At 69.5% G+C, this 25,626-nt stretch carries 28 protein-coding genes; 13 read left to right on the top strand and 15 right to left on the bottom strand.

The genetic code is table 11. The annotated features are described in order from the left end of the window. Positions 1-70: 70 nt before the first annotated feature. Genes AC2D9U_RS16310 through AC2D9U_RS16295 form a run of 4 tightly spaced genes read right to left on the bottom strand, consistent with a single transcriptional unit; the run spans position 71 to position 3,451 of the window. Positions 71-2,044: a heme lyase CcmF/NrfE family subunit gene (locus AC2D9U_RS16310; RefSeq protein WP_484750960.1), complete on the bottom strand. Its 1,974-nt coding sequence runs from the start codon at positions 2,042-2,044 to the stop codon at positions 71-73. Beyond that, a complete protein-coding gene (ccmE, locus tag AC2D9U_RS16305; RefSeq protein WP_484751203.1) occupies positions 2,041-2,571 on the bottom strand; it encodes a cytochrome c maturation protein CcmE in 531 nt (176 codons plus the stop codon). Before ccmE ends, AC2D9U_RS16310 begins: the two co-directional genes overlap by 4 nt. Continuing rightward, on the bottom strand, positions 2,571-2,717 hold the full coding sequence (locus tag AC2D9U_RS16300; protein WP_484750957.1) for a heme exporter protein CcmD: 147 nt from the start codon (positions 2,715-2,717) through the stop codon (positions 2,571-2,573). The genes ccmE and AC2D9U_RS16300 overlap by 1 nt, the downstream gene beginning before the upstream one ends. Further along, a complete protein-coding gene (locus AC2D9U_RS16295; protein ID WP_484751201.1) occupies positions 2,717-3,451 on the bottom strand; it encodes a heme ABC transporter permease in 735 nt (244 codons plus the stop codon). Before AC2D9U_RS16295 ends, AC2D9U_RS16300 begins: the two co-directional genes overlap by 1 nt. 179 nt (positions 3,452-3,630) lie before the next feature. Between AC2D9U_RS16295 and AC2D9U_RS16290 the strand changes: the two genes are divergently transcribed. Genes AC2D9U_RS16290 through AC2D9U_RS16280 form a run of 3 tightly spaced genes read left to right on the top strand, consistent with a single transcriptional unit; the run spans position 3,631 to position 4,711 of the window. Continuing rightward, entirely contained in the window at positions 3,631-3,921 is a 291-nt protein-coding gene (locus AC2D9U_RS16290; protein WP_484750952.1) for a YciI family protein, read from the top strand. Beyond that, positions 3,921-4,352, top strand: coding sequence for an EVE domain-containing protein (locus AC2D9U_RS16285; protein ID WP_484750948.1), 432 nt, complete (start codon positions 3,921-3,923; stop codon positions 4,350-4,352). Before AC2D9U_RS16290 ends, AC2D9U_RS16285 begins: the two co-directional genes overlap by 1 nt. Continuing rightward, a complete protein-coding gene (locus AC2D9U_RS16280; protein WP_484750945.1) occupies positions 4,349-4,711 on the top strand; it encodes a Rieske (2Fe-2S) protein in 363 nt (120 codons plus the stop codon). Before AC2D9U_RS16285 ends, AC2D9U_RS16280 begins: the two co-directional genes overlap by 4 nt. 54 nt (positions 4,712-4,765) lie before the next feature. On the opposite strand, the gene AC2D9U_RS16275 is transcribed toward AC2D9U_RS16280, so the two are convergent. Both AC2D9U_RS16275 and phaR read right to left on the bottom strand, forming a co-directional pair. Continuing rightward, the gene (locus AC2D9U_RS16275) at positions 4,766-7,225 is read right to left on the bottom strand and encodes a hypothetical protein (protein WP_484750943.1); all 2,460 of its coding nucleotides are present in this window, start codon (positions 7,223-7,225) and stop codon (positions 4,766-4,768) included. A 130-nt stretch (positions 7,226-7,355) separates the two neighbouring features. After that, positions 7,356-7,976: a polyhydroxyalkanoate synthesis repressor PhaR gene (gene phaR / locus AC2D9U_RS16270; protein ID WP_484750938.1), complete on the bottom strand. Its 621-nt coding sequence runs from the start codon at positions 7,974-7,976 to the stop codon at positions 7,356-7,358. Between the two features lie 161 nt (positions 7,977-8,137). Here phaR and AC2D9U_RS16265 point away from each other — a divergent pair, with 161 nt between their 5' ends. The 3 genes from AC2D9U_RS16265 (at position 8,138) to AC2D9U_RS16255 (ending at position 10,878) form a co-directional block, all read left to right on the top strand. After that, positions 8,138-8,623 (top strand): hypothetical protein, encoded by a 486-nt coding sequence (locus AC2D9U_RS16265; RefSeq protein ID WP_484750935.1) that lies wholly within the window; start codon positions 8,138-8,140, stop codon positions 8,621-8,623. 16 nt (positions 8,624-8,639) lie between these two features. Beyond that, the gene (locus AC2D9U_RS16260; protein WP_484750932.1) at positions 8,640-9,641 is read left to right on the top strand and encodes an alpha/beta fold hydrolase; all 1,002 of its coding nucleotides are present in this window, start codon (positions 8,640-8,642) and stop codon (positions 9,639-9,641) included. Between the two features lie 61 nt (positions 9,642-9,702). Continuing rightward, entirely contained in the window at positions 9,703-10,878 is a 1,176-nt protein-coding gene (locus tag AC2D9U_RS16255) for an acetyl-CoA C-acetyltransferase (RefSeq protein ID WP_484750928.1), read from the top strand. A gap of 88 nt (positions 10,879-10,966) precedes the next feature. On the opposite strand, the gene AC2D9U_RS16250 is transcribed toward AC2D9U_RS16255, so the two are convergent. From AC2D9U_RS16250 to AC2D9U_RS16240, 3 genes are all read right to left on the bottom strand, one after another. Next, on the bottom strand, positions 10,967-11,824 hold the full coding sequence (locus AC2D9U_RS16250) for a GNAT family N-acetyltransferase (RefSeq protein WP_484750925.1): 858 nt from the start codon (positions 11,822-11,824) through the stop codon (positions 10,967-10,969). Positions 11,825-11,833: 9 nt separating this feature from the next. Further along, positions 11,834-12,328 (bottom strand): Fur family transcriptional regulator, encoded by a 495-nt coding sequence (locus tag AC2D9U_RS16245; RefSeq protein ID WP_484750922.1) that lies wholly within the window; start codon positions 12,326-12,328, stop codon positions 11,834-11,836. A gap of 75 nt (positions 12,329-12,403) precedes the next feature. Then, positions 12,404-12,841: a Ros/MucR family transcriptional regulator gene (locus AC2D9U_RS16240; RefSeq protein ID WP_484750918.1), complete on the bottom strand. Its 438-nt coding sequence runs from the start codon at positions 12,839-12,841 to the stop codon at positions 12,404-12,406. Between the two features lie 198 nt (positions 12,842-13,039). Here AC2D9U_RS16240 and AC2D9U_RS16235 point away from each other — a divergent pair, with 198 nt between their 5' ends. The 6 genes from AC2D9U_RS16235 (at position 13,040) to AC2D9U_RS16210 (ending at position 20,300) form a co-directional block, all read left to right on the top strand. Beyond that, complete coding sequence (locus tag AC2D9U_RS16235; RefSeq protein WP_484750914.1) at positions 13,040-13,258, top strand: sulfurtransferase TusA family protein; 219 nt, start codon at positions 13,040-13,042, stop codon at positions 13,256-13,258. 78 nt (positions 13,259-13,336) lie between these two features. Then, positions 13,337-14,728 carry a dihydrolipoyl dehydrogenase gene (gene lpdA, locus AC2D9U_RS16230; RefSeq protein ID WP_484750911.1) on the top strand — a complete coding sequence of 464 codons (1,392 nt, stop codon included), beginning with the start codon at positions 13,337-13,339 and terminating at the stop codon, positions 14,726-14,728. 9 nt (positions 14,729-14,737) lie between these two features. Then, positions 14,738-15,796 (top strand): DNA adenine methylase, encoded by a 1,059-nt coding sequence (locus AC2D9U_RS16225; RefSeq protein WP_484751199.1) that lies wholly within the window; start codon positions 14,738-14,740, stop codon positions 15,794-15,796. A gap of 51 nt (positions 15,797-15,847) precedes the next feature. Further along, a complete protein-coding gene (locus AC2D9U_RS16220; protein WP_484750907.1) occupies positions 15,848-16,567 on the top strand; it encodes a substrate-binding periplasmic protein in 720 nt (239 codons plus the stop codon). 71 nt (positions 16,568-16,638) lie between these two features. Further along, the gene (locus AC2D9U_RS16215; protein ID WP_484750905.1) at positions 16,639-18,675 is read left to right on the top strand and encodes a hydantoinase/oxoprolinase family protein; all 2,037 of its coding nucleotides are present in this window, start codon (positions 16,639-16,641) and stop codon (positions 18,673-18,675) included. Beyond that, positions 18,675-20,300, top strand: coding sequence for a hydantoinase B/oxoprolinase family protein (locus AC2D9U_RS16210; protein WP_484750901.1), 1,626 nt, complete (start codon positions 18,675-18,677; stop codon positions 20,298-20,300). The genes AC2D9U_RS16215 and AC2D9U_RS16210 overlap by 1 nt, the downstream gene beginning before the upstream one ends. Before the next feature lie 205 nt (positions 20,301-20,505). Here the strand turns inward: AC2D9U_RS16210 and AC2D9U_RS16205 are convergent, their stop codons facing one another. The 5 genes from AC2D9U_RS16205 to AC2D9U_RS16185 all read right to left on the bottom strand — a co-directional run bounded on the left by AC2D9U_RS16205 (position 20,506) and on the right by AC2D9U_RS16185 (position 23,792). Beyond that, positions 20,506-20,817, bottom strand: coding sequence for an HU family DNA-binding protein (locus AC2D9U_RS16205; protein ID WP_484750898.1), 312 nt, complete (start codon positions 20,815-20,817; stop codon positions 20,506-20,508). 80 nt (positions 20,818-20,897) lie between these two features. Then, on the bottom strand, positions 20,898-21,101 hold the full coding sequence (gene infA, locus AC2D9U_RS16200) for a translation initiation factor IF-1 (RefSeq protein ID WP_482000830.1): 204 nt from the start codon (positions 21,099-21,101) through the stop codon (positions 20,898-20,900). Between the two features lie 373 nt (positions 21,102-21,474). Continuing rightward, positions 21,475-22,314 carry an HU family DNA-binding protein gene (locus AC2D9U_RS16195; RefSeq protein WP_484750894.1) on the bottom strand — a complete coding sequence of 280 codons (840 nt, stop codon included), beginning with the start codon at positions 22,312-22,314 and terminating at the stop codon, positions 21,475-21,477. A 35-nt stretch (positions 22,315-22,349) separates the two neighbouring features. Then, positions 22,350-22,529, bottom strand: a complete 180-nt coding sequence (locus AC2D9U_RS16190; RefSeq protein ID WP_484750891.1) for a hypothetical protein — start codon at positions 22,527-22,529, stop codon at positions 22,350-22,352. 48 nt (positions 22,530-22,577) lie between these two features. Continuing rightward, positions 22,578-23,792 carry a serine hydrolase domain-containing protein gene (locus AC2D9U_RS16185; RefSeq protein WP_484750888.1) on the bottom strand — a complete coding sequence of 405 codons (1,215 nt, stop codon included), beginning with the start codon at positions 23,790-23,792 and terminating at the stop codon, positions 22,578-22,580. Positions 23,793-23,864: 72 nt separating this feature from the next. Here AC2D9U_RS16185 and AC2D9U_RS16180 point away from each other — a divergent pair, with 72 nt between their 5' ends. Then, complete coding sequence (locus AC2D9U_RS16180; RefSeq protein ID WP_484750886.1) at positions 23,865-24,323, top strand: RidA family protein; 459 nt, start codon at positions 23,865-23,867, stop codon at positions 24,321-24,323. Positions 24,324-24,419: 96 nt separating this feature from the next. Here the strand turns inward: AC2D9U_RS16180 and AC2D9U_RS16175 are convergent, their stop codons facing one another. Then, entirely contained in the window at positions 24,420-25,622 is a 1,203-nt protein-coding gene (locus AC2D9U_RS16175; RefSeq protein WP_484750884.1) for an MFS transporter, read from the bottom strand. Positions 25,623-25,626 lie beyond the last annotated feature (4 nt).

The following is a 25,626-nucleotide window of genomic DNA, read 5'->3' as shown; positions in this document are numbered from 1 at the left end:
GGCCGCCGCCGCAGTTGCGGCGAGCCAAGGCGGCGGAGCCGCCGCCCGGCGCCTGAGGGCGGGAGGTGTGTCATGCAGGCGCACCTTGCGCCACCGTCCGGCGATTCGGCGCGGACACCCGCACGCGGCGGTCGGAGAGCGAGAGCGCCCCGCCGAGGGCCATGATCAGCGCACCCAGCCAGATCCAGGGCGCGAGAAGGTTGAAATGCAGCCGGATCACCGCCGTCCCCGCCGCCTGATCCTCCTCGCCGATCACGGCATAGAGGTCGTAAAGCAGGTTGGTACGGATCGCGACCTCGGTGGTGTTCTGGCGGGCGACGGGGAACCAGCGGCGCGAGGGCTGCATCACATGCACCACGCGGCCATCCTCGATCACGCTGATGGTGGCGCGCCGGGCGGTCCAGTTCGGGCCCTGCACGTCGCGCACCCCCTCCAGCCGCCACTCATAGCCGGCAAGCGTGGTGGATTGGCCCGGCGCCAGGGCGACGAGGCGCTCCTGCGCCAGGCCCATGCCGGAAATCCCGATGGCGCAGATGCCGATGCCGGCATGGGCGATGGCCGCCCCCCAGGCGGCGCGCGGCAGGCCCCGCGCGCGCGCCCAACTGTTGGCGAGGTTGGTGCGGAACAGCGCGGTCCGGTCGGCGATGTCGGCGATGGCCGCGCCGATCACCCAGGCGGCGAAGGCGAAGCCCACCGCCGGCAGCACCTTCTCGCCCGAAAGCAGCAGCGCGCCGAAGAAGACCGCGAAGGCCAGCACCGCGCACCACCACAGCTTCATCATCACGGGCACCAGCGCCGCGCGCTTCCAGGGCATCAGCGGCCCCGCCGCCATCGCCAGCAGCAGCGGCACGACCAGCGGGAAGCTCGCCGCGTTGAAGAAGGGCGGGCCGACCGAGACCTTCATCCCGAACAGCGCATCGGCGAACATCGGCCAGAGCGTGCCCACGAAGACCACCGCGGTGATCGAGCAGACCAGCAGGTTGTTCAGCACGATCGCCCCCTCGCGCGAGACGGGGGCGAAGATGCCCGTGGGAATCAGCGCGCTCGCCCGCCAGGCGAAGAGCAGGAAGGCGCCCGCCAGGTAGAACATCAGCAGGCCCAGGATGAACAGGCCACGCTCGGGGTCGTTGGCGAAGGAATGCACCGAGTTCAGCACGCCCGAGCGCACCAGGAAGGTGCCCAGCAGCGACATGCCGAAGGCGATGATGGAGAGCAGGATGGTCCAGGTCTTCAGCGCCTCGCGCTTCTCGACCACGATGGCCGAGTGCAGCAGAGCCGTCCCGATCAGCCAGGGCAGCAGCGAGGCGTTCTCCACCGGGTCCCAGAACCAGTAGCCACCCCAGCCGAGCTCATAATAGGCCCACCAGGACCCCACCGCGATGCCCAGCGTCAGGAAGGACCAGGCGGCGAGGCTCCAGGGCCGCACCCAGCGCCCCCAGGCGGCATCCACGCGGCCTTCGATCAGCGCGGCGATGGCGAAGGCGAAGGTCACCGCATAGCCGACATAGCCGACATAGAGCAGCGGCGGATGCATCGCGAGGCCGATGTCCTGCAGGATCGGGTTCAGCCCCTGGCCATCGGCGGGCGGCGGCCAGACCCGGTCGAAGGGGTTGGAGGTCTTGAGCACGAAGAGCAGGAAGCCCAGCGAGACCAGCCCCAGCACGCCCAGCACCCGCGCCTTCAGCGCCGAGGGCAGGTCCCGCCCGAAGGCCGAGACGGCGGCACCGCACAACGCCAGGATCATCACCCAGAGCACCAGCGAGCCTTCGTGGTTCCCCCAGGTGCCGGTGATCTTGTAGAGCAGCGGCTTGGCCGAGTGGCTGTTCTGCACGACGTTCATCACGGTCGTGTCGTTGATCACGTAGGAATACATCAGGCAGCCGAAGGCGGCCGTGATGGCCAGCGTCTGGCCTACCGCCAGTGGCGCGGCGGTGGCCATCAGCCGCGCATCGCGCTGCTCGGCGCCGAGCAGCGGCAGCACCGACTGCGCGAAGGCCAGCACCATCGCCAGGATGAGGGCGAAATGCCCGACTTCGGCAATCACGAGCCGGTTCTCCCCTGCGGCGCGGGCCGCGCCGGGTCAAGCGTGTTCCAGGTGGCGGGCGCCGGCGCCGGGCCCTGGGCGGGCTGCCATTGGCCGGCGCGCTTCAGCGCATCCGCCACTTCGGGCGGCATGTAGGTCTCGTCATGGCGGGCCAGCACCTCGCTGGCACGGAAGACGCCATCGGGGGCGAGGCGGCCCATCGTCACCACGCCCTGCCCTTCGCGGAACAGGTCGGGCAGCACGCCCTGGTAGGTGACGCTGATCTGGTGCGCGCCATCGGTCACGCGGAAGCGCACCGTGGGAAGCTGGCCGTTCGCGGCGGGCAGGCGCTCGACGCTGCCGGCCTCGACCAGCCCGCCGAGGCGGAAGGCGCGCTCGGGTCCCGGGCGCTCGGCCATGATGTCGGAGGGCGAGCGGAAGAAGACGATGTTGTCCTGGAAGGCGGTGAGCGTCAGCGCGGTGGCGCTGCCCAGGCCGATGGCGCAGAGCAGCAGCACCCACATGCGGCGCTTCTTGCGGGCGGTAATCACGTGTCGCGACCTCCGCGGGGATCAAGGCGCCTGAGCATCGTGCTCGCGCTGCGGTGGCGCAGCGCGGCCGCGATGGCGAGCCCGCCGAAGACCAGGATCGTCAGCCCCCAGCTCGCCAGGATGTGGATCCAATGCGTGCTCATCACGCGGCTCCCTCCGCGCGCCGGGCGCGCGCCATCTGCAGCGCGCGCACGCGCCGCTCCATCACCGCCGCGCGCGTCTGCGCCAGCACCACCGCGCCGAAGAGCAGCGAGAAACCCAGCGCGCAGGTCAGCAGCGGATAGAGCATGTCCACATGCATCCCCGGCGAATCGAGCCGTGTGACGCTCGCCGGCTGGTGCAGCGTGTTCCACCAATCCACCGAGAACTTCACGATCGGGATGTTCACCACGCCGACCAGCGCCAGGATCGCCCCCGCCCGCGCGCCGCGCTCGACATCGTCGAAGGCGCGCACCAGCGCGGCATGGCCAAGCCAGAGGAAGAACAGCACCAGCACCGAGGTGAGCCGGGCGTCCCACACCCACCAGGTGCCCCACATCGGCTTGCCCCAGAGGCTGCCGGTGGCCAGGCACAGCGCGGTGGCGGCGGCGCCGACGGGCGAAAGCTCGCGCGCCGTCAGGTCGGCCAGGGGATGCCGCCAGATCAGCGACATGATCGAGAGCACGGCGAGGCCCGTGTAGCCACCCATGGCCAGCCAGGCCATCGGCACATGCACATACATGATGCGCACCGTCTCGCCCTGCTGCCAGTCGCCGGGCGAGAAGAACAGCGCCCAGGCCGCCCCCACCCCGGTGACGGCCAGCGCCGCGGCCCAGAGCCAGGGCATGAGCCGGTCGGTCAGCCGCAGGAAACGGCCCGGATTGGCGAAACGATGCAGCGAGCGCGCCCCGGTGGGGGGCGCGGGTGTCGCTTCGGGTGACCCGTTCGGCCGGGTCGATGCGGTTTGGCTGGCGTCCACGGCGCTAGAGTAGGGGTGTCTCGCGCCGGATTGAAGCCCGCGCGCGGCGGGGTTACCTGGAAACAACGCCGTGTCCCCGGCGAGGGAGAATCCGACAGATGTTGTTCGCCATCACCTGCACCGACAAGCCCGGAAAGCTGGCGCTGCGCATGGAGACCCGGCCCGCCCATCTGGCGCACCTCGCCGCGCATCAGTCGCAGTTGCTCCTCGTCGGCCCGCTGCTGGACATGGAAGGCAAGCCCTGCGGCAGCCTGCTGGTGATCGAGGCCGAACATCGCGAGACGGCCGAGGCCTTCGCCGCCGCCGACCCCTATGCGGAGGCCGGGCTGTTCGAGAGCGTGGTCGTGCGGCCCTTCCGCGCCGTCTTCAAGGATGGGCAGGCCCTCTGATGGCCCGCGCCTATTGGCTGGTGAAGTCCGAGCCCGACGTCTTCTCCTGGGACCAGCAGGTGGCCAATGGCGTCGAGCCCTGGACCGGGGTGCGCAACCACATGGCGAAGGCGAACCTCGCCGCCATGAAGCGGGGCGACCGGGCCTTCTTCTATCATTCCAACATCGGCAAGGAGATCGTCGGCGTGGTGGAGGTGGTGCGCGAGGCCTATCCGGACCCCACCGTCGCGGCCGATGATCCGAAGGGCGAGTGGGTCTGCGTGGATGTGCGCGCGCTCACCCCCTTCGCGCGGCCGGTCGGGCTGGCCGAGATCAAGGCGGACCCGGATTTCGCCGATCTGCCCCTGGTGCGGATGTCGCGGCTGAGCGTCTCGGCGGTCTCGCCCGAGCATTGGAAGAAGCTGTGCAAGATGGGCGGCATCAAGCCGTGAGCGACAGCGCGACCCAGGAGCGGGTGCTCTGCCGCCTGGAGGATTTGCCCGAGGGCGAGAGCCGCGGCTTCCCCCCCGCCAAGGGCGCCTTCACCGGCCTGTTCGCGATCCGCCGCGGCAGCAGGGTCTTCATCTACGTCAATTCCTGCCCGCATATCGGCCTGCCGCTGGACCCGGCGCCGGACCGCTTCCTGGATGCGAAGAAGAGCGTGATCGTGTGCTCCGCCCATGGCGCGCGCTTCCGCATCGAGGATGGCGAATGCATCTCCGGCCCCTGCTACGGCGAGAGCCTGGAGGCCGTGCCCGTGCGCATCGACGCCCAGGGGCAGGTCATCGTCCCGGCGGATGCGGGGCTATAGGGCCTTGCCCCTGAAGCGCGGCGGGCACTCACCGCCGCGCTTCCGATCAGGCGATCAGGCGATCAGCGAGATATCCGCGGCCGTGAGCACCGGCCGCCCGGCGAATTGCGCCATCGCCACCGCGGCACCGCCACCACCGCCATCCGCGTCGAACCACAGCCGCCCGGTATCCGTCTCGTAGATGAATTGCGGCGTGCCGGCGGCTGAATTCGCCTGGCCCACATCTCTCGCAGCGAAGTTCGCCGCCGCCAGCGTACCCAGTGCCAGGCCGCCGAAACCCGAAGCCAGGAATTCGAGCCGATCCAGAAGATGCTCGAAGCCGAGCACCCGATCGCCCGTTGCCTCTGCCGCGCTGGCCCAGCGGAAGCTGTCGGCAACGCCGGCGGAGCCTGTCAGGCGGTCCGCCCCGGCACCACCGATCAGCGTGTCGCCGCCCCCACCGGCACTGAGGATGTCATTGCCCGCCCCGCCCTCCAGCAGGTCCGATCCTGCCTGGCCGTTCAAGACGTCATTGCCGTCGCCGCCCTGCAGCGTGTCGGCGCCGCCGGCGCCGTTCAGCGTGTCGTTGCTGCCAAGGCCAGCGAGAAGATTGTTGCCGGCCGTGCCCAGCATCTGGTTGGCGCCCGCATTGCCCGTGCCGGTCAGGTTGGCACTGCCCAGCAGGCGCAGGATCTCGACCTCCGCCGCCAGGGTCAGGGACAGGCTCGTCCGCACCTCATCCCGGTTGCCACCACCCGACTCCTCGACCACGACATCGAGCAGGTCGCGGATCAGATACACATCGTCATTGGCACCACCGACGAGGCTGTCCGTCTCACCGGTGCCGCCATCGAGCGTATCCGCGCCGATGCCCCCCAGCAGCGTATCGGCGGCGCCCCCGCCTTCCAGCAGATCCGCCCCGCCAAGGCCGCTGATCAGGTTCCGCAGGCCATTGCCGGTGATCGTGTTGCCGCCGTCATTGCCCGTGCCATTGACGGCACCGCCGAGCAGCACGAGCACCTCTATCCCGTTGGTCAGGGTGAAGGAGGTGTTCGCGCGCACCGTGTCGAAGCCGCCCGCACCGGATTCGCTCACGATGTCGCCAATGTCGACGAGATACACATCATCGCCGAACCCGCCGAACAGGCGGTCGGCGCCCAGCCCGCCATCGAGCGTATCGGCGCCGCTGCTGCCCTCGATGCGGTTCGCGGCCGCGTTGCCGATGCCATGCCCGGCGCTGGCGAGCTGCAGCGCCTCGAATTCATCGCCCAGGGTGAAGGAGCCGGAAGCGCGCACCGTATCCGCCCCGCCGCCCGGCAGTTCCACCAGCACGTCCAGCGCGTCGACGATGTAGAGATCGTTGCCCAGGCCGCCCACCAGCGTGTCCGCGCCCCCGCCGCCCGTGAGCGTATCCGCGCCGTCGAGGCCCGAGAGCAGGTTCGCGGCGCTGTTGCCGGTCAGCGCGTTGGCGCCGGCATGGCCGGTGCCGTCGATGGCGGCGTCGCCCAGCAGGTCCAGCGCCTCGAACTCCGTGGCCAGCGTGAAGCTGTAGAAGGCGCCGACGGTATCGATGCCGCCGTCGGCCGCCTCGATCAGCGAATCGGTCGCGACATCCGTCACATGGCGGTCATTGCCGGCACCGCCATCGAGCGTGTCGCTGCCGGCACCGCCATCGAGCGTGTCATCGCCCGTCTCGCCGGAGAATAAATCGTCGCCGCCATTGCCGAAGAAGAGGTCGTCGTTGTCGCCGCCCCGGCCGAAATCACCGCCCTCGGAGCCGCTGATCGTGTCATTGCCGGCATTGCCGAACAGGCTGGCGCCGATGCTGGGGTTCAGGCCGGAACCGGTGGCGCTGATGCTGTCATTGCCGTCCCCGCCATCGATGAAGAGTGCAGAGGTGAACTGACCAGGGGCGTTGATGCCCGGCGTCGCGGCGATGATCGTGTCGTCGCCCGCATCCCCGAACAAGTCGCCGCCGCCGCTGTCATCCAGCAGCAGGTCGTCACCAAAGAAGCCCTTGAGAAAGTCGAGGCCGCCGCCGCCGATGAGCGTATCGTTGCCGAAGCCGCCGTCGATCGTGTCCCGCAGGGCGCCGCCGGTGATGCTGTCGCCGAATTGCGTGCCGATGACGTTCAGGATCTCGACATTCACCACCGTGCCGCCGTTCAGCACGGGAACGACATTGCCCGGGACGGCGATGGAGAAGGCCGCGGCCACGAGGTTCTCGGCCCGCAGGTCGATAACGGCGAGGTCCGTCCCCGCACCGCCGTCGAACACATTGGCGTTGAAGAAGAAGCCCTGGCCGCCATCCAGCGTGTCGTCGCCATCGCCGCCGTTGAGCGTGTCGCTGCCATCGCCCCCGGACAGGACGTCATTGCCGGCGCGGCCGAATATCAGGTCATTGCCTGCGCCACCCGTGAGGGTATCGGCCCCCGCATCGGCATTCGGGGCACCGCTGGGGGCACCATCGATCGTGTCGCCCTCGGCACCACCTACAAAAGTATCGTCGCCCGCCGTACCGAAAAAAATCGCCAACGTCCCTGCCCCCGCAACCTTGAAACTTCAGGAAAGCACAGGACGCGGCATCACAACAGGGCGAAACGGATGGCGCTTTCGTGATGCTGCCGCCGAATGCTGCACCCCACCCGGGCGTTGGCGTTGAAACCTATCCTGCCGGTTTCTTCGTCGCCCGCAGCGCGTCGAGCTGCGCGCGCAGCGCCTCGACCTCCGCCTGCAGGGCCGCGACGCGGGCGGAATCGGCCGGCGCCTCGGCATGGTCCTCGGCGGTGCCGCGGAAAGGTGCAAAGAGGCTGAGCGCGCGTTCCATCATCGCGATGTTCTGCTTGCCCATCTCCTCCAGCCCGCCGAAGGGCATGGGCATGAAGCCGCCGAGCGTCTTCTGGTAGGTGCTGGAGACTTGGTCGTGCTGGCGCTGGAAGGCACCCATCACGCTTTCCAGATAGCGCGGCACCAGGGACTGCATGCTGTCGCCATAGAAGCCGATGATCTGGCGCAGGAAGGAGGTGGGCAGCAGGTGGCGGCCCTTCGCCTCCTCCTCGACGATGATCTGGGTCAGCACGCCGCGGGTGATGTCCTCGCTGGTCTTGGCGTCATAGACCACGAAGTGCCGGCCCTTGCGGACCATCACGGCCAGATCTTCGAGCGTGACGTAGGAACTGCTTTCCGTGTTGTAGAGACGCCGATTGGCGTATTTCTTGACCACCACCGGCGGACCCGCCGCCGGATCGGAGGTTTCGTGCGGCGCTTGAGGGGTATCGTTTGCCATGAGCTTGCCTTCCCGCGGCAGTCCCGCTGCCTGAGTTGGCATTATGCTGACCTTTGATGCAGCGCGAAATAGTCATGCGCGCCCAGGGCAGTGCCGCATGAGCCGCTTTGGGCTTCACCCCGCCGCGCCGCTGCTTATGGTGGCGCCCGAAAGGGGTGCCGATGGACGGGCCGAAGGATCGCAGCACGACAGGGGAAGATCCCGTCCAGCGCCAGGCCGAGCTCGACCGGCTGGCGGAGGATTGGATCACCCTGTGGCAGAGCGAGATCACCGCGCTGGCCGCCGACCGGGAGGCCGCCGAGGCCTGGGCCGGCATGGCGCAGCACTGGGCGGCGATCGGCGCGGCTTGGCTGCGCGCGGCCAGCCACCCGCCGCCCTTCCCCGGCTTCGGCGCGCCGCCGGGCTTTGCCTGGCCAAGCCCCTTTGTCCCTGACCCCACCCCCGGGCCGGCGCGGCCCCCGCCCGCTGCAGCTGCACCTGATCCTGGGCGCGAGCCGGGGCATGGCGGCGCTGAGCCTGATGCCGGGGGGGCCGCCCTCGATGCCCGGCTGGCCGAGCTGGAACGCCGGCTGGCCGAGATCGAGGGAGGGCCAGGCGGAAAGCCTGCGAATCGCAGCCGCCCTCGCCGCCGGAAGCCACCAGCCTGAGGCCTTCCGCGCCGCCGTGCTGCGGCGCCTGCTGCGCGCGGATCGCGAATTGCTCGCTGGCCTCGCGGCCTATCGACGCCACCCCTATCGCCGCACCCTGCCCGACCCGCCCGCGATCTGGGCGGAGGGCGGCTCCCGCCTGCTCGACCATGGCGGCGCGGGGCGGCCGGTGGTCTTCGTGCCCTCCCTGGTGAACCGCGCGCAGGTGCTGGATCTCATGCCCGGCCGCTCGCTGATGCGGCACCTGGCCGGCCAGGGGGTGCGCCCGCTGCTGCTCGACTGGGGCTGGCCCGGTGAGGCCGAGCGCGCCTTCACCCTGACCGACTACGTTGCCGGCCGGCTGGAACGGGCGCTGATGGCCCTGCCCGGCCCGGTGGTGCTGGTCGGCTATTGCATGGGCGGGTTGCTCGCTTTGGCCGCCGCGCAGCGCCGTCCCGACAAGGTGGCGGCGCTCGGGCTGCTCGCCACGCCCTGGGATTTCCACGCCGAGCCCGCCGAGGCCGCCCGCGCCGCCGCCGCCGCCGCGCTGCTGCCGGGGCTCGAGCCGCTGATGCAGGCCACGGGCACGCTGCCGGTGGATGCGATCCAGACGCTCTTCACCGGGCTCGACCCCTTCGCCATCGCGCAGAAATTCCGCGCCTTTGCCCGGCTCGACCCCGGCAGCGCGCGGGCGGAGAACTTCGTGGCACTCGAGGATTGGCTGAATGACGGCGTGCCCCTGCCCGCCCCCGTGGCGCGCGAGACGCTGGGCGGCTGGTATGGCGCGAATGTGCCGGCGCGCGGCGCCTGGCGGATCGCCGGCGCGGTGGTGGAGCCCCGCGCCCTCGCGCTGCCCGCCTTCGTCGCCGTGCCGCATCGCGACCGCATCGTCCCCCCGGCCTCGGCGCTGGCCCTGGCCGGCCGGCTGCCCGGCGCGGTGGTGCATCAGGCAGCGGCGGGGCATATCGGCATGGTCGCCGGCAGCGGGGCGGAGGCCGCGCTCTGGGCGCCACTGCTGACATGGCTTCGTGGCTTGTAGGGAACCCTGCCGCACCGCACACTCCGGCCAACGCCCGTCCCGAGGAAGGAAAGACACCCTCATGACCGATATCGTCATCGCCTCCGCCGCCCGCACGCCGGTCGGCAGCTTCAACGGCGCCTTCGCGAGCCTGCCTGCCCATGCGCTCGGCACCGTGGCCATCCAGGCCGCCCTCGCCCGCGCCGGCGTCTCCGCCGAGGAGGTGGATGAGGTGATCCTGGGCCAGGTGCTGCCGGCCGGCGCCGGGCAGAACCCGGCCCGCCAGGCTGCGGTCGCGGCCGGCATCCCGGTCGAGCGCACCGCCTTCGGCATCAACCAGCTCTGCGGCTCGGGGCTTCGCGCGGTGGCGCTTGCCGCCCAGCAGATCCAGGCCGGGGACGCGGCCATCCTGGTCGCGGGCGGCATGGAGAGCATGACCCAGGCGCCGCACTGCGCGCAGCTGCGCGCCGGCACCAAGATGGGCGGGCTCGAGCTGGTGGACACCATGCTCCGCGACGGGCTGTGGGACGCCTTCCAGGGCTACCACATGGGCACGACGGCCGAGAATGTGGCGCAGCGCTTCCAGCTCACCCGCGCCGAGCAGGATGAATTCGCCGCCGCCAGCCAGCGCAAGGCGGGCGAGGCCATGAAGGCCGGCCGCTTCAAGGATGAGATCACGCCCGTCACCGTGAAGGGCCGCAAGGGCGATGTGATCGTCACCGAGGACGAATACCCCAAGCCCGACACCACGCTCGAGGTGCTGGGCAAGCTGCGCCCGGCCTTCAGCAAGGACGGCACGGTGACCGCCGGCAATGCCTCGGGCATCAATGACGGCGCGGCGGTGGCCCTGGTGATGAGCGCGGCCGAGGCGGCGAAGCGCGGCATCACGCCGATGGCGCGCATCGTCTCCTGGGCCACGGCGGGCGTGGACCCGGCGATCATGGGCACCGGCCCCATCCCGGCCAGCCGCAAGGCGCTGAAGAAGGCCGGCTGGACGGTAGACAGCCTGGACCTGATCGAGGCGAACGAGGCCTTCGCCGCCCAGGCCTGCGCGGTGAACAAGGATCTCGGCTGGGATCCGGCGAAGGTGAACGTGAATGGCGGCGCGATCGCGCTCGGCCATCCGATCGGCGCCTCGGGCGCGCGGGTGCTCAACACCCTGCTGTTCGAGATGCAGCGCCGGGGTGCCAAGCGCGGCCTGGTCACGCTGTGCATCGGCGGCGGCATGGGTGTGGCGATGTGTGTCGAACGCGCCTGACGGCGCGATGTGTGTCGAACGCGCCTGACGGCGCGATGTGCGTCGAACGGGGGTGAGTTAACCCGGGCGCTTCCTTCACCGGAAGCGCCTATTCCTCCTTGCCGGACCCCGCCGTGCGTTCGTAGTGGCGGTAGTATTTGTCCGTGACCTGGTCGGTCTTCACCACGATGCAGACATCGGTGGTGTTGAACTGTCGGTCGATCACCGCGCCGTCGCCGACGAAGCCGCCGAGGCGCAGATAGCCCTTGATGAGCGGCGGCAGCGCCATCATCGCCGCGCGCTGGTTCAACTGCGTCACCGAAAGCCGGTCCATCGCCACATAGCGATCCGCCACCGCGCGCGGGCGCAGCGCCGGCGGCGCAAGGTGGTTGGCGTAGAGATAGGAAAGCTGCGGCGCCAGCGCGGAGAGGTCCGTCCCCGGCAGCGAGGCGCAGCCGAACATCACGTCGATCCGATGGCGGAACACATAGGCCGCGATGCCGCGCCAGAGCAGGTTCAGCGTGCCGCGCGTGCGGTGTTCCAGCGCCACGCAGGACCGGCCCAGCTCCATGATTCCGCCCGGGAAGTTCAGCAGCGGGCCGATATCGTATTCGGCGGCGGAATAGAATCGCCCGACCCGCGCCGCAGCCGGCTGGCGGATCAGCCGATAGGTGCCCACCACCGCCTCCGGCCCGTCGCCCAGCGTGTGGTCGAGCACCAGGAGATGGTCGGCGACAGCGTCGAACTCATCCACGTCGCGCTGCGTGCGGGCCGTCAGGGCATCGGCCTCGGCGCCCATTTCCTCGTAGAAGACGCGGTAGCGCAGCGCCTGGGCGGCATCGATCTCGGCTGTGCTCTCCGCCAGGCGCAGGCCGAGATGGCCGGCGCGCAATTCCTCGAAGGCGCCCTCGGGCGGGGGGGGCGCCTCGGGCGGCGGGTCGTCCGGCAGCGGGCCATCCACGCTCATCGCAGCGCCTTATGTACGGGTCTTGCGGGGCAGGCGGGCCGGCACGGGCTCGGCGGGCATGCGACGGCCGAACAACTCCATCCGCTGGCCGACCAGCGTGAAGCCAAGCCGCGCGGCGATTTCCCGCGCCAGGCGCTCATGCTCGGGATCCTCGAACTCGATGACCTTGCCGGTATCCACGTCGATCAGGTGGTGGTGATGGCCGCGATCGGTCGGGTCGTAGCGCGCCCGACCGCCGCCGAAATCCCGGCGCTCGAGGATGCCGTTCTCCTCCAGCAACCGCACCGTGCGGTAGACGGTGGCAACCGAGATGCGCCCATCCAGCGCCGCGGCGCGGCGGTAGAGTTCCTCGACATCCGGGTGGTCCTCCGCTTCGGAGAGGACGCGCGCGATCATCCGGCGCTGGCCGGTCATCTTCAGGCCGCGCTCGACGCATAGCCGCTCGATCCGGGAGGGATCGGGCCGTTCCGTGCCGGCGGGCGGGGAGGTCGTGGTGCTGCCCATGCTGCGCCCCTGCATAGCCCCAACCGGACCGGGCGGCTATGGCCGCACACGGTCCGGAGCGGGCGATGGCGGCCCTCAGGCGGCCGGGCGACCAGCCTTGGGCGGACGGCCGCGCGGCTTGGTGCCCAGGCCGATCTTCTTGGCCAGGGAGGAGCGATGCTTGGTGTAGTTCGGCGCGACCATCGGATAGTCCGCGCCCAGGCCCCAGCGCTCCCGATACTGGTCGGGGGTGAGGTTGTAGGAAGTCTTGAGATGCCGCTTCAGCATCTTCAGCTTCTTCCCGTCCTCGAGGCAGATCAGGTATTCCGGGGTGATCGACTTCTTGATCGGCACGGCCGGCTGCGGCCGCTCGGGCGCGGCCGCCTCGGGCTGCCCCATCCCGGCCAGGGTGCGATAGACTTCCTGGATCAGGTTGGGCAGGTCGCTGACCGAGACCGGGTTGTTCGAGACATGTGCCGAGACGATTTCCGCCGTCAGGCCAAGCAGATCGGGATTCGCCGCGTTTTCGGGCATGATTCATCTTCTCGGATCGCGTCGAAAAGACCACGCGATAGGGTCTTGTCTTGACCAGCCACGGAACGCCATGTTCCGCACCGGGACGCGCGCGGGCGACCCTAGACACAGCATTGGCCGTTTCGCAACTACTGTTGTGCGTTACAAAGGATTACTCTGGTGAATTCAGGCGCAGGACAAGAAAATGTCATCCCCGCAATGCTGGATATCACCGCGGAGGTCTGTCCGATGACCTTCGTCCGCACCCGCCTGGCCCTCGATCGCCTGCCGCCCGGCGCCCTGCTGGAGGTCCGGCTGCGCGGCGCCGAGCCGCTGCGCAACGTCCCGCGCACCGCCACCGAACAGGGCCATGCCGTGCTGCGCCAGGACCCGCAGCCGGATGGTTCCACCCTGCTGTTGCTGCGCAAGAAGGGCTGAGTTGCGGCCCGATGGCTTGAACCGCGGCCGGTCGCGCGTCATGGTCCGGCGCAAATCCGGTTGAGGTCCAAACCCGTCATGTCTGAGAATTTCGATGTCATCGTCATCGGCGCCGGCCCTGGCGGCTATGTCTGCGCCATCCGCGCCGCCCAGCTCGGCATGAAGGTCGCCTGCGTCGAGAAACGCGCCACGCTCGGCGGCACCTGCCTCAATGTGGGGTGCATCCCCTCCAAGGCGCTGCTGCAATCCTCCGAGCATTTCGAGGAAGCGAACCACAAGCTCGCCGACCATGGCGTGCTGGTGGGCAGCGTGAAGCTCGACCTCGCGCGCATGCAGGCCCGCAAGGGCGAGGTCGTCTCCGCCAACGTCAAGGGCATCGAGTTCCTGTTCAAGAAGAACAAGGTCACCTGGCTCAAGGGCGCGGGGCGCATCACCGCCCCTGGCGCGGTCGAGGTCGCCGGCACCACCTATGGCGCGAAGCACATCGTCATCGCCACGGGCAGCGAGAGCATTCCCCTCCCCGGTGTCGAGGTGGATGAGAAGCGCATCGTCACCTCCACCGGCGGGCTCGAGCTGACCGCGGTGCCCAAGCACCTGGTCGTGATCGGCGGCGGCTATATCGGGCTCGAGCTCGGCAGCGTCTGGCGCCGGCTCGGCGCCGAGGTGACGGTGGTGGAGTATCTGGATCGCCTGGTGCCCGCCATGGACCTCGAGGTCGGCAAGACCTTCGAGCGCGTGCTGGGCAAGCAGGGCATCAAGACGAAGCTCAAGACCAAGGTCGTCGGCGCCAAGACCCACGCCAAGGGCGTGAGCCTGACGGTCGAGCCCGCCGCCGGCGGCGCGGCCGAGACGATCGAGGCCGACATCGTCCTGGTCGCCATCGGCCGCCGCCCCTACACCGAGGCGCTCGGGCTGAAGGAAGTGGGTGTCGCACTGGATGAGCGCGGGCGCGTCATCACCGATGCCCACTACGCCACCAACATCCCCGGCATCTACGCGGTGGGCGATGCCATCATCGGCCCGATGCTGGCCCACAAGGCCGAGGAAGAGGGCGTCGCACTCGCCGAGATCCTGGCCGGCCAGCATGGCCATGTGAACTACGGCGCCATTCCCGGCGTGGTCTACACCTGGCCCGAGGTCGCCTCCATCGGCGAGACTGAGGAACAGCTGAAGGCGCGCGGCGTGGCCTACAGCGTCGGCAAGTTCCCCTTCACCGCGAATGGCCGCGCGCGCGCCATGGGCGACATGGACGGCTTCGTGAAGATCCTGGCGGACAAGGCGACGGATCGCGTGCTGGGCTGCCACATCATCGGCCCCGATGCCGGCACGCTGATCGCCGAGATCGCCATCGCCATGGAATTCGGCGCCTCGGCCGAGGATGTGGCGCGCACCTGCCACGCGCACCCTTCCCTGAACGAGGCGGTGAAGGAAGCAGCCCTGGCCACGGCGGGACGCGCGCTGCACATCTGAGCGCGACCGCTGCTCAAATACCTCGGCTCCAAGCGCGCACTGCTCGGCCACATCCTGCGGGCGGTGGGTGCGGCGGCCGGGGAACAGGCGGTGGTCGCGGATCTCTTTTCCGGCTCGGCGCGGGTGGCGCATGCGCTGAAGGCGGCGGGCTGGCGCGTCATCGCCAATGACCACCTCGCCTTCGCGCATGTGCTGGCCCTTGGCACGGTGCAGGCGGATTCGGAGCGCTGGGCCCTGCCCGCGCAACGGCTGCTTGCCGAACTCAGCCACCTGCCGCCCGCGCCGGGCTGGTTCACCGAGACCTATGCGACGCAGGCGCGCTACCTGCACCCGGTCAACGCCGCCCGGCTGGAGGCGATGCGCGAGGCGATCCGGCGGCTCGACCCGGAACCCGAACTCGCCGCCATCCTGCTGGTCGCGCTGCTGCAGGCCGCCGACCGGGTGGACAGCACCGCCGGCCACCAGATGGCCTTCCTGCGCGACTGGGCGCCGCGCGCGCTGAAGCCGCTGGAACTGCGCCTGCCCGAATTGCTGCCGCGCCCGGCCTCCGGCCCCTGCAGCGCGCTCTGCGCCGATGCGGTGGAATTGGCGCCGCAGATCGCCTGCGACGTCGCCTATCTCGACCCGCCCTATGACCAGCACGCCTATCTCTCGAACTACCATCTGTGGGAGACGCTGGTGCGCTGGGACCGGCCCGAGACCTATGGCCGTGCCCGCAAGCGCGTGGAGTGCCGCACGCGGCGCAGCGCCTTCAACCGCCGTGCCCTGATCGGCCCCGCCTTCGCGCGGCTGGTGGCGGGGCTGCGCGCACCGACCTTGATCGTCTCCTTCGGCGCCGAGGGGTTTCTCGCGCGGGCGGAGCTGGAGGCCGCGCTCGGCGCGCGGCGCTACCTGCATGTGCTGGAGGTGCCGCATCGCCGCTATGCCGGCACGCGGCTGGGCATCCACAACGCCGCCGGGGTCGCGGTGGGCAGGCCGGGGCCGGAGGCGACGATGGAACGCCTCTACGTCGCCAGCGAAAGGCGGCTCGACCTGCCCTGGGCGGAGACGGCGGGTCGCGGCGATTGAAAAGCCGCGGCGTTGCGGCAAGTCTGGCGCCCGACCGAAGGAAGCCCCGCCATGCCGCGCCGCCGCGCCCTGCTCGCCGCCCCGCTCGCCCTGCCCGCCCTGACGCGCGCCGCCACGCCCATCCGCCTCTTCGTCGGTGATGTCCGCCCGCTCGGCATCATCGAGGGCCCGCGCCCGGGTGCTGCGGTGGAGATCGTGCAACTCGCCGCCCAGCGCCTCGGGCTGGAACTGGCGCTCACCCGCCTGCCCTTCGCCGCGGCGACCGAAGCGCTGCGCGCCACGCCCGGCGCGCTGATGACCCCCATCGCCCGCAATGCGGAGCGCGAGGCGCTCTACACCTGGGTGCAGGACGTGCTGGAAGTGCCCCAGGCGCTCGGCCGCCTCGCCCGCCACCCGCCCGCCGGGATCGAGCAGGCGCGCGGCCTCGCGCGCATCGGCGTGCCCGCGGGCGGGGTGCAGGAAGGCTTCCTGCGCCGCCAGGGCCTGACCAACATCGTGCCCTTCGCCACGGGCCGCGAGAGCGCGCAGGCGCTGCTCGCCGGTGAGATCGACGCCTGGTACGCCACCGCCATCCAGATCGCCCAGGAATTCGAAGCACTCGGCCAGCCGGAGGCCGTGCGCCTCGGCCCGGCGCTGGAGGTACTGCCGGTCTGGCTCTGCGCGAATCTCGAGGCGCGCGACACGCCCATCGCCGCCCTGCGCGCCACGCTGGCGACGCTCAGGCAGGAAGGTGAGGCGCAGCGCATTTTCCGCCGCTACGTGCCGGTGTAGGTCTTCCCGGCGCATCGATCGTCGCGCGCCCTGCAGGAGAGTCCGATGTCCTCCCATTCCGAAGCCGGCGCATGAGCGACACGCGCCCGGTCCGCATCGCCGTCGATATCGGCGGCACCTTCACCGACCTGCAGATCCTCGATGCGCGCCAGGGCCGCGTGGTGGCCTGGAAGACGCCCACGACCCCGGCCGATCCCTCGGAAGGCCTGCTGACCGGCGTGCGCGAGGCCGCGGCGCGCTTCGGCTTCGCGCTCGCTGATGTGGGCCTGCTGCTGCACGGCACCACCATCGCCACCAACGCCGTGCTGGAGCGCAAGCTGGCCGAAGGCGTGCTGCTGACCACGGCGGGTTTCGAGGATGTGCTGGAGATCACGCGCCATGTGCGGCGCGACATCTACGGCCTCGCCCCCGATCCCTTCCCCTGCCTGATCCCGCGCGACCGCCGCTTCGGCGTGACGGAGCGGATGCGCGCGAATGGCAGCGTGGAGACGCCGCTCGGCGATCTCGCCCCCGTGCTCGATCGCCTGCGCGCCGCGAAGCCCGAGGCGGTGGCCATCGGCCTGCTGCACGCCTATGCGAATCCGGCGCATGAGCGCGCGCTGCGCGATGCGGTGGCGGCGGCCCTCCCCGGCGTGCCCATCAGCCTGTCGAGCGAGATCAGCCCCGAGATCCGCGAATACGAACGCCTCTCCACCACCGTGCTGAACGCGCTGCTGATGCCCGTGGTGCAGCGCTACCTCGCGCGGCTCGAGGCACGGCTCGGCGAGGATGGCTTCGCGCCACGGCTGTTCCTGGTGCAGTCGAATGGCGGCATGTGCAGCCTGGAACGCGCGGCGGAACAGCCCGCGCGGCTGCTGCTTTCCGGCCCCTCGGGCGGCGCGCTGGCGGCGGAGCGGCTCTCGCGCCGGCTCGCACGGCCGAACCTCGTGGCCGTGGACATGGGCGGGACCAGCTTCGATGTCTCCGTCGTGCAGGACCATCGCATCGGCCTGGTGACGCAGGGCGAGGTGGATCGCCTGCCGGTGCGCCTGCCGATGGTGGAGATGCGCACCATCGGCGCGGGCGGCGGTTCCATCGCCGCGGTCGATGCGGCCGGGCGGCTCACCGCCGGCCCGCGCAGCGCCGGCGCGCGGCCGGGGCCGGTCTGCTATGGGCGCGGGGGCGTGGAGCCCACGGTGACGGATGCGAATGCCGTGCTCGGCCGGCTCGATCCGGATTTCTTCCTGGGCGGGGCCATGGCGCTGGATCTCGCCGGCGCGCGCGCGGCGATGGAGTCCCGCATCGGGGCGAAGCTCGGCCTGGGTACGGAGGCGGCGGCGGAGGGCGTGTTGCGCGTGACCAATGCGCAGCTGGCCGCGGCGGTGCGGCTCTCGCTTTTCGAGAAGGGGCTCGACCCGCGCGATTTCGCGCTGCTCAGCTTCGGCGGCGCGGGCGGGCTGCACGCCACCGAGGTCGCGGATGAGCTGGGCATCACCGAGGTGCTCTTCCCGCGCGAGCCCGGCACGCTCTCGGCCTATGGCATCCTGTTCTCGGATCTGGTGCAGGACATCGCGCGCTCGCGCCTGCTCAGCGCCGATTCGGCGCATCTGCCGCAGGTCACCGCCGCGCTCGACCAGCTGCGCGCGGAAGCCACCGCGCGGCTGGTCGCCGATGGCGTGGCCGAGGCCGCGCGCGACATCGAGATCGCGGCCGATCTGCGCTATCGCGGCCAGGCCTTCGAATTGCTGGTGCCCTGGCCCGAGGCGCCGGACCTCGACGCCCTGCGCGCGCGCTTCCATGCCGCGCATCGCGCGCGCTTCTCCTACGCGGCGGAGGGCGAGGCGGTGGAGATCGTGACCCTCCGCGCCTCCGCCATCGGGCGGCTCGACAAGCCGGCGGAGAGCGTAGCCACACCCGCCGAGGCCGCGACACCGCCCGCCTTGCGCCGGGTCTGGCAGGGCGGCGCCGCCAGCGACTGGCCGGTCTGGCGGCGCGAGAAGCTGCGCCTCGCGGATTCGATCCTCGGGCCGGCCATCATCGAGGAAGCCTTCGCCACCCATGTCATCGCGCGCGGCTGGCAGGCCGCGCTCGACCCCGAGGGCGCGATCATCGCGCGGAGGATTTCGTGATGTTGGGCCCCATCGAGATCGAGGTCATCCGCAACGCGCTGAACGCCGCGGCGGCGGAGATGGACATCACCATCTGGCGCACCAGCCGCAGCACCATCGTGCGCGAATTGCTCGACTATTCCACGGCGGTCTTCGATGCCGAGGGCAACAACCTCGCGCAATCGGCGCGCATCCCGGGCCATCTCAACTCGATGACCCATGCGCTGCGCACGCTGCTGGCCGACCATGTCCCGCCCGCCGACTGGCAGGAGGGCGATGTGGTGATCTTCAACGATCCCTATTGCGGCGGGCAGCACCTGCCCGACATCCTCGCCTTCCGCCCGGTCTTCCATGACGGCGCGCGCATCGCCTTCGTCGGCACGCTCTGCCACCACATCGACGTTGGCGGGCTGGTCGCGGGCAGCTATGCGGCGAAGGCCACCGAGATCTTCCAGGAGGGGCTGCGCATCCCGCCGGTGAAGATCATCGCCGGCGGGCAGCGCAATGAGGCGATCTTCGCCATGATCCGGCAGAATGTGCGCAAGCCCGACCTGCTGCTGGGTGACCTCGCTTCGCAGCTGGCGAGCCTCGAGGTCGGCGCGGCGGCGCTGGCGCGCCTCGCCAGCCGCTTCGGCGCGGCGGCGATGGTCGAGGCCGGCGCGCGCATCCTCGACATGAGCGAGGCCGGCATGCGCGCCGCGATCGGCCGCATGCCCGATGGCGTCTACGAGTTCGAGGATTTCCTCGACGATGACGGCATCGCGCTCGGCCAGCCGATCCGGCTGCATGTGCGCCTGACCGTCACGGGCGAGACGGCGGAGGTCGATCTCTCCGGCTGCGGGGCGCAGGTGGCGGGGCCCACCAACGCCACGCTCGCCAGCACCAATGCGGCGGTGATGTTCGCGCTGATGTGCTGCGCCGATTCCTCGCTGCACATGAGTGCCGGCTGCTACCGCCCGATCCGCGTGGTCGCCCCTGAGGGGCTGGTGGTGAATGCGCGCCACCCCGCGCCGGTGGCGCATCGGATCGCCGTCACGCACCGCCTGCTCAACGCCATGATGGGCGCGCTGCACCAGGCGGTGCCGGACATCATCCCGGCCGCCTATTACGGCAACAGCTACGTCACCACCTTCCAGACCGTGCAGAACAGCGGCGCGCGCGAGGTGCTGGTGGAGATCGAGATCGGCGGCTCGGGCGCGCATCCGGCAAAGGATGGCGTGAACGCCTATGCCTCGGGCATGCACAACAACAGCAACATCCCCATCGAGATGATCGAGGCGCAATTGCCCTTGACGGTGCTGCGCTACGGGCTGCGGCAGGGCAGCGGCGGGGCGGGGATGCGGCGCGGCGGGCTGGGGCTGGTGCGGGAATGGCGCATCGACAGCGATGCCTGCTTCTTCACCGCGAACATGGACCGTTTCGACCACGCGCCCTATGGGCTGGCGGGCGGCGGGGCGGCGGCGAAAGGGGCGCTGGTGCTGCGGCGCGCGGGCGCGGAAAGCCCGATCCCGCCCAAGACCGACAATCTCAGGCTGCAGCAGGGCGATGTGGTGCGGCTGGAGACCTCGGGCGGCGGCGGCTTCGGCCCGCCCGGGCAGCGCGCGCCGGAGGCGACGGAACGCGACCGGCGGCTGGGCTACGTATGATATCAAGCGCACAAAGGTTTCACCTTTGTGCCCCTCAGACGCCGGGCGGGCCGCATCCGCGGCCCTTGGCTTCGCGGCATAAGCCGCGGCGCGCCTTCGCGCGCTCGGCCCTTCGGGCCGCAGGTCAGAACTTCCTGCGTTTGGCCTGGACAGGCAGGGGCCGGCCGGGCGAACCGGCCGGCGCCTCCCGGTCAGGCGATCCGCCTCAGGCCTTGGCGGCCTTGCGCTTCGCCTTCTTGAGGCCGGCAAGCGCGGATTCCTTCAGCGCCGGGCTCGCCTTGAAGCGGACCGTGGCGCCGGCCTTCACGGCCACCTTCTCGCCCGTGCGGGGGTTCAGCGCCGTGCGCTTGGCCGTCTCGCGCACGCTGAAGGCGCCGAAATCGGGGATGGTGAAGCGCCCGGACTCGACGATCTCCGCCTTGATGGCGGCGATGATGTCGGCCGCGAGCTTGCCGGCGGCGTTCGCCGGCATCTCGGTGGACTTCACGATGACATCGGTGAGGAACTTCTTCGACATGGGATCAAACTCCTTGCAGGTGACGATCCCTTAGCCGAGTCCTGCGATTCTGTCAGCGTCCGATCGCACGGCGCGCGAGGTTACTTGAACCGAAAGATGACGCGGCCCTTGGTGAGGTCATAGGGCGTCATTTCGACGTTCACGCGGTCACCGGCCAGGATGCGGATGCGGTGCTTGCGCATCTTGCCGCAGGTATGGGCGATGATGGTGTGGTCATTGTCCAGCTGCACGCGAAACATGGCATTCGGCAGTCTTTCGGTGACCAGCCCACCGAATTCCATCATGTCCTCTTTCAACGGATAGTCCCTTTTTTTTGCGGCGTGTACATGCGGGGAATGGGCGAGCAAGTCAAATCATTTATACGTATTGAGAAATCCTTGGGTCGCCAGCAGTCACGACCATCGGAGGCCTTATCTTGAGGCAACGCGGGGGGTGGAGGTGCGGCAGCCGCGGTTGGCCTGGAGCCGCTGATCGGGTCAGCAGCCCGTGTCAGCGATTGCCAAGCTGAGGCGATCCGGACCGGGTCAGCGACCCTACCTGATGGCATCAAGCGGAGGTTCCGGGAGCGTCCAGATGGCCATGACACGCGTCAGATCTGGCGAATTTGTCGCGTGGGGTTCGCCATGAAGCCTAGTTTTCCGCAGGCTCCGAAAAAAATCATTCGCTGTTCGATGAAGCCGGCTCCGCGATGAATATCCTCCCTGCCTGATTCCCGTAATCAACGCACTCGATCAATTTCCAACCACTCCTGGTCAGCATCGCCTCAAAACCAACCCAATCAGTCTTGTTTACCCAAGACATGAATAGATCCGCATCATTGTGGTCAATTTTTTTATAGTAAGATGTTACTAGTCTTTTAGTTTTTCCAATGAGATCCCGGAGCAGTTTTTCCGGCGCATGCACATACTCTAGTACACCCAAAAGAAGAACAGTATCGGCTTCGAATTCAGGTAGATCTTGAGTATTCAGATCCAATATTTTTGTTCTATCATCTCGACGAACGACATCCATCGGAACATAAACCGTTCCTTCAGGAAGAAATTTCTCGGGCAACATTTCACCACAACCAATATCTACAATGGTCTTACCAATGACATGACTTGCCGCGACTCTCGCGCGCGACTCCCAGGCTTTAGCGGAGCTTGGTGGCATAAATTCCCAGCGAGACGTATAGGTTTCGCCACGTTGCTGGCTCAAATATATATCGATAATCGTGAAGGCGATTGGTTTTTTCTGATACGGTTCTGCCAGGCGGCGATACTGCGGTGGGCGACCGCTAAATCGCAGCGATGCAATGTGCTTCTCAGGGCGTTCATCGACTTTAGAGCATGTGAAGCGCCCGATGCCTGCGATACTTACCGCCTCTCCCTTCAATAAAGATTCCATTAGCGCTGAAACGACGGCGCGCACCCCCCTGAAGGCTTCGGCCTTGGTCAACGGCAATTGTGACGCAAGAGATTCCGCCAAATCATCAATCGTCGCCACCTGTTGCTCCATTCACTCGCAGGGTTTCTGAGCATTGTTTATCGCCATCAAGGAGCGGTGGCTATCGACAAGGTCTGTACATTTCCAGATGACGCCAGGCGCCCGGACCAGGAGGTCGGGAGAAGGGTGATGCGGATCTCGAGCCAGCGACCTGGCATCACCGCCACCAGCGCGAGCATGCCGGCCGCGGCGGCGATGCCGATCGGCCGGGGCGTGAGGCGCGCCATCCTCCAGACCTCGCACGGGTGCGCGGCCCGGCTAGGTTCTGCCCGCGCTCAATCCACCAGCGCCTGGTAGCTCAGCACCCGCAGTTCCCGCCGCAGCGGCCAGGTGGAGGAAGGCATGAGCTGCGTCAGCAGGATCACCGCCATCTCCTCCGCCGGATCCACCCAGAAGGCCGTGCTCGCCGCGCCGCCCCAGGCGCATTCGCCAGGGCTGCCGATGATCTGCGCCCGCGCCGGGTCGAGCATGACGGAAAAGCCCAGGCCGAAGCCGATTCCCTCTGCCGTGCTCTCGGACCAGCGCGGCTGGCCCATCGCCGCCATGTCGCCGCGCAGATGGTTGGACATCATCAGCGCCACGGTCTTGCGGCCGAGATAGCGCACGCCCTCCAATTCGCCCTTGCCCAGCAGCATGCGGCAGAAGCGCAGGTAATCCGCCGCCGTGGAGACCAACCCGCCGCCGCCCGAAGGCACCCGCCGCGGCTTCAGGTAGCGGCTCGTCTGCGGGTCATCGATCAGTGCCAGCGCGCCATCCGCCCCGCGCGTGTAGTTGGCGGCAAGGCGCGCCTCCTGCCCCGCCCGCACATGGAAGCCGGTATCGACCATGCCGAGCGGGCCGATCAGCCGCTCCTGCAGGAAGCTCTCAAAATCCTGCCCGCTGATCACCTCGACGAGGTGGCCGAGCACGTCGGTGGCGACGGAGTAGTTCCACTCGGTCCCCGGCTCGGCGATCAGCGGCAGCTTCGCCAGCGCCTGCGTGACCTCCGCCAGGCTCGTCTCCGCCGCGCCGTAGTCGATGCCCTGCTCGCGATAGAGCGCATCCACCGCGGTGGCGTGCATGAAGCCGTAGGTCAGGCCCGAAGTGTGGGTCAGCAGGTCGCGGAAGGTGATGTCGCGCAGCGCCGGCAGCGTCTCGAGCTTGCCGCGCGCCCCGCCCGTGCAGACGCGCAGATTGGTGAAGTAGGGCAGGAAGCGGCTGATCGGATCGTCGAGCTGGAAGCGCCCTTCCTCATACAGCATCATGATCGCGACCGAGGTCATCGGCTTGGTCATCGAGTAGATGCGATGAATGGTCTGGGGCGTCATCGGCGTGCCCCGCGCGAGGTCCGCCACGCCCGAGCAGCCCAGATGCGCCACCTGTCCGCGCCGCATCACCAGCGTGGTCGCGCCCGCGAGCTTGCCATCGGCCACCAGCCTGTCGCGCCAGACATCGATGCGCGCGAGGCGCCGCGCGCAGAGGCCGACATCTTCGGGGGTGATGACCTGCATGGTGACCTGCATGGTGACTCTGGGGGTTGATCGTGCAGAGTGATGCCACATCACGCCGGGAGACCCAACGCCATGTCCGCCGAACGCCGCCTGCAGGAACTCGGCCTCACCCTGCCTGCCTCGCCCGCGCCGCTGGCGAACTACGTGCCCTGGCGGATCGGCGGGGGCTTGCTGTTCCTCTCGGGCGTGGGGCCGCGGCGCGCGGATGGGTCCTCCATCACCGGCACGCTCGGCGCCGATGTCTCGGTGGCGGAGGGCTATGCGGCGGCGCGGCTCTGCGGGCTGAACCTGCTGGCCAATATGCGCGCAGCCCTTGGCAGCCTTGATCGCGTGGACACGGTGCTGAAGGTGCTCGGCATGGTGCGCGGCGTGCCCGATTTCGGCGAGCAGCCGGAGGTGATCAATGGCTGCACCGATCTGTTCGTCGAGGTCTTCGGCGACAATGGCCGGCCCGCGCGCTCGGCGGTGGGCATGGGCAGCCTGCCGCGCGGCATCTGCGTGGAGATCGAGGCCGTCGTGCTCATCAGATAGCGGCCCAAAGGACCGAGCGGCCGAACGGCCGCCGCGCCCAGTGGCGCGAAGCCAAGCGGCCGGAGGCCGCGCCCGGCGTTTGAGGGCAAGCAACGTCTAACGACTGAGGCGTCGCAGCGCCCACCACCCGAGCAGGGTGATGGGCGCGAGATGCCCGAAGGCGAGCAGCCAGCCTAGGGCAGCCTCCCGGCCCGCGAGATCAAGCGCGAGGCCCACGCCGATCGGGCCGATGAAGCCGCCCGCATAGCCGCACATGCTGTGCAGCCCCATCGTCGCGCCGCGCCGCGCCTTCTCCGCCGCCTGCACCGTGCCCGCCGTCAGCGCCGCGCTGTCAAGGTAGATGGCGGTGTTCCAGGCCAGCACGCAGAGCACCGCGAGCGGCGCCGAGACCAGGATGGAGGCGCCCGTGAGCAGGCACAGCATCGCGCCGCCACCCATCGCCGCCGCCACCACGCGGCCCCGCCCGCGGCGCTGCGCGGTTTCGTTCCCGGCCACGGAGACGAAGATGCCGAACAGGCCGATGGCGGTGAAGATCGCGCTCGCACCGGGCATCCAGGCGGGTGTGGGCGCCCGGGCGAAGGCCGCGACCAGGAAGGTCACGCCCCAGGCGCGCAGCGCCGCCAATTCCCAGGTGTGCACCGTATAGCCCGCGATCCAGGCCATCGCCGCGCGGTTGCGGAACACCGGGCGGAAATCGAGCAGCGCCGTGGCCTGCGCCGCGCGCGGCGGGGCGGCGCGGGGCATCACCAGCGCGCCGATCACGAAGGCGAGGCTCGCCGCCGCGCCGCCGAAGAGGAAGGCCGCCGCCGGCCCCGCCAGCGCATCCATCGCCCCGGCCACGGCGAAGGAGGACGCGCCGGCGATGCCCACCCCGGCGGCGTGCCAGCTCACCGCGCGCGACTGCGCATCGCCTTCCAGCCGGTCGGCCAGCACCTTGAGGCCGGGCATGTAGCAGCCCGCCCAGCCGATTCCCGCCAAGGCCCGCCAGGCGAGGCCGCTCCAGAATCCCTCGGCCAGCAGCGCGAAGCCCAGATGCGACAGCGCCGTGGCCCCGGCACCGATCAGGTAGATGCGGCGTGGCGCGACGCGGTCCGTCAGCGCGACCAGCACGGGCACGGCGGCGACATAGGCGGCGAAGAAGCCGCCCATCAGCCAGCCGGCCTCGGTGGCGCTCAGCGCCCAGCGATCCATCACGCCGGGCAGCAGCGCGGGCAGCGCATAGGCGCCGATCTGCACCAGCACCTGCGCCGTGACGACGGCGATGGCGAAGCCGCGCGCGGAAAGGGGCTGGCCGATCATCTCG

The organism is Roseomonas sp. TF40 (genome assembly GCF_057219975.1).
Note: the sequence above shows the minus strand (reverse complement) of the source record. Positions and strands in the feature narration are given on the sequence as shown.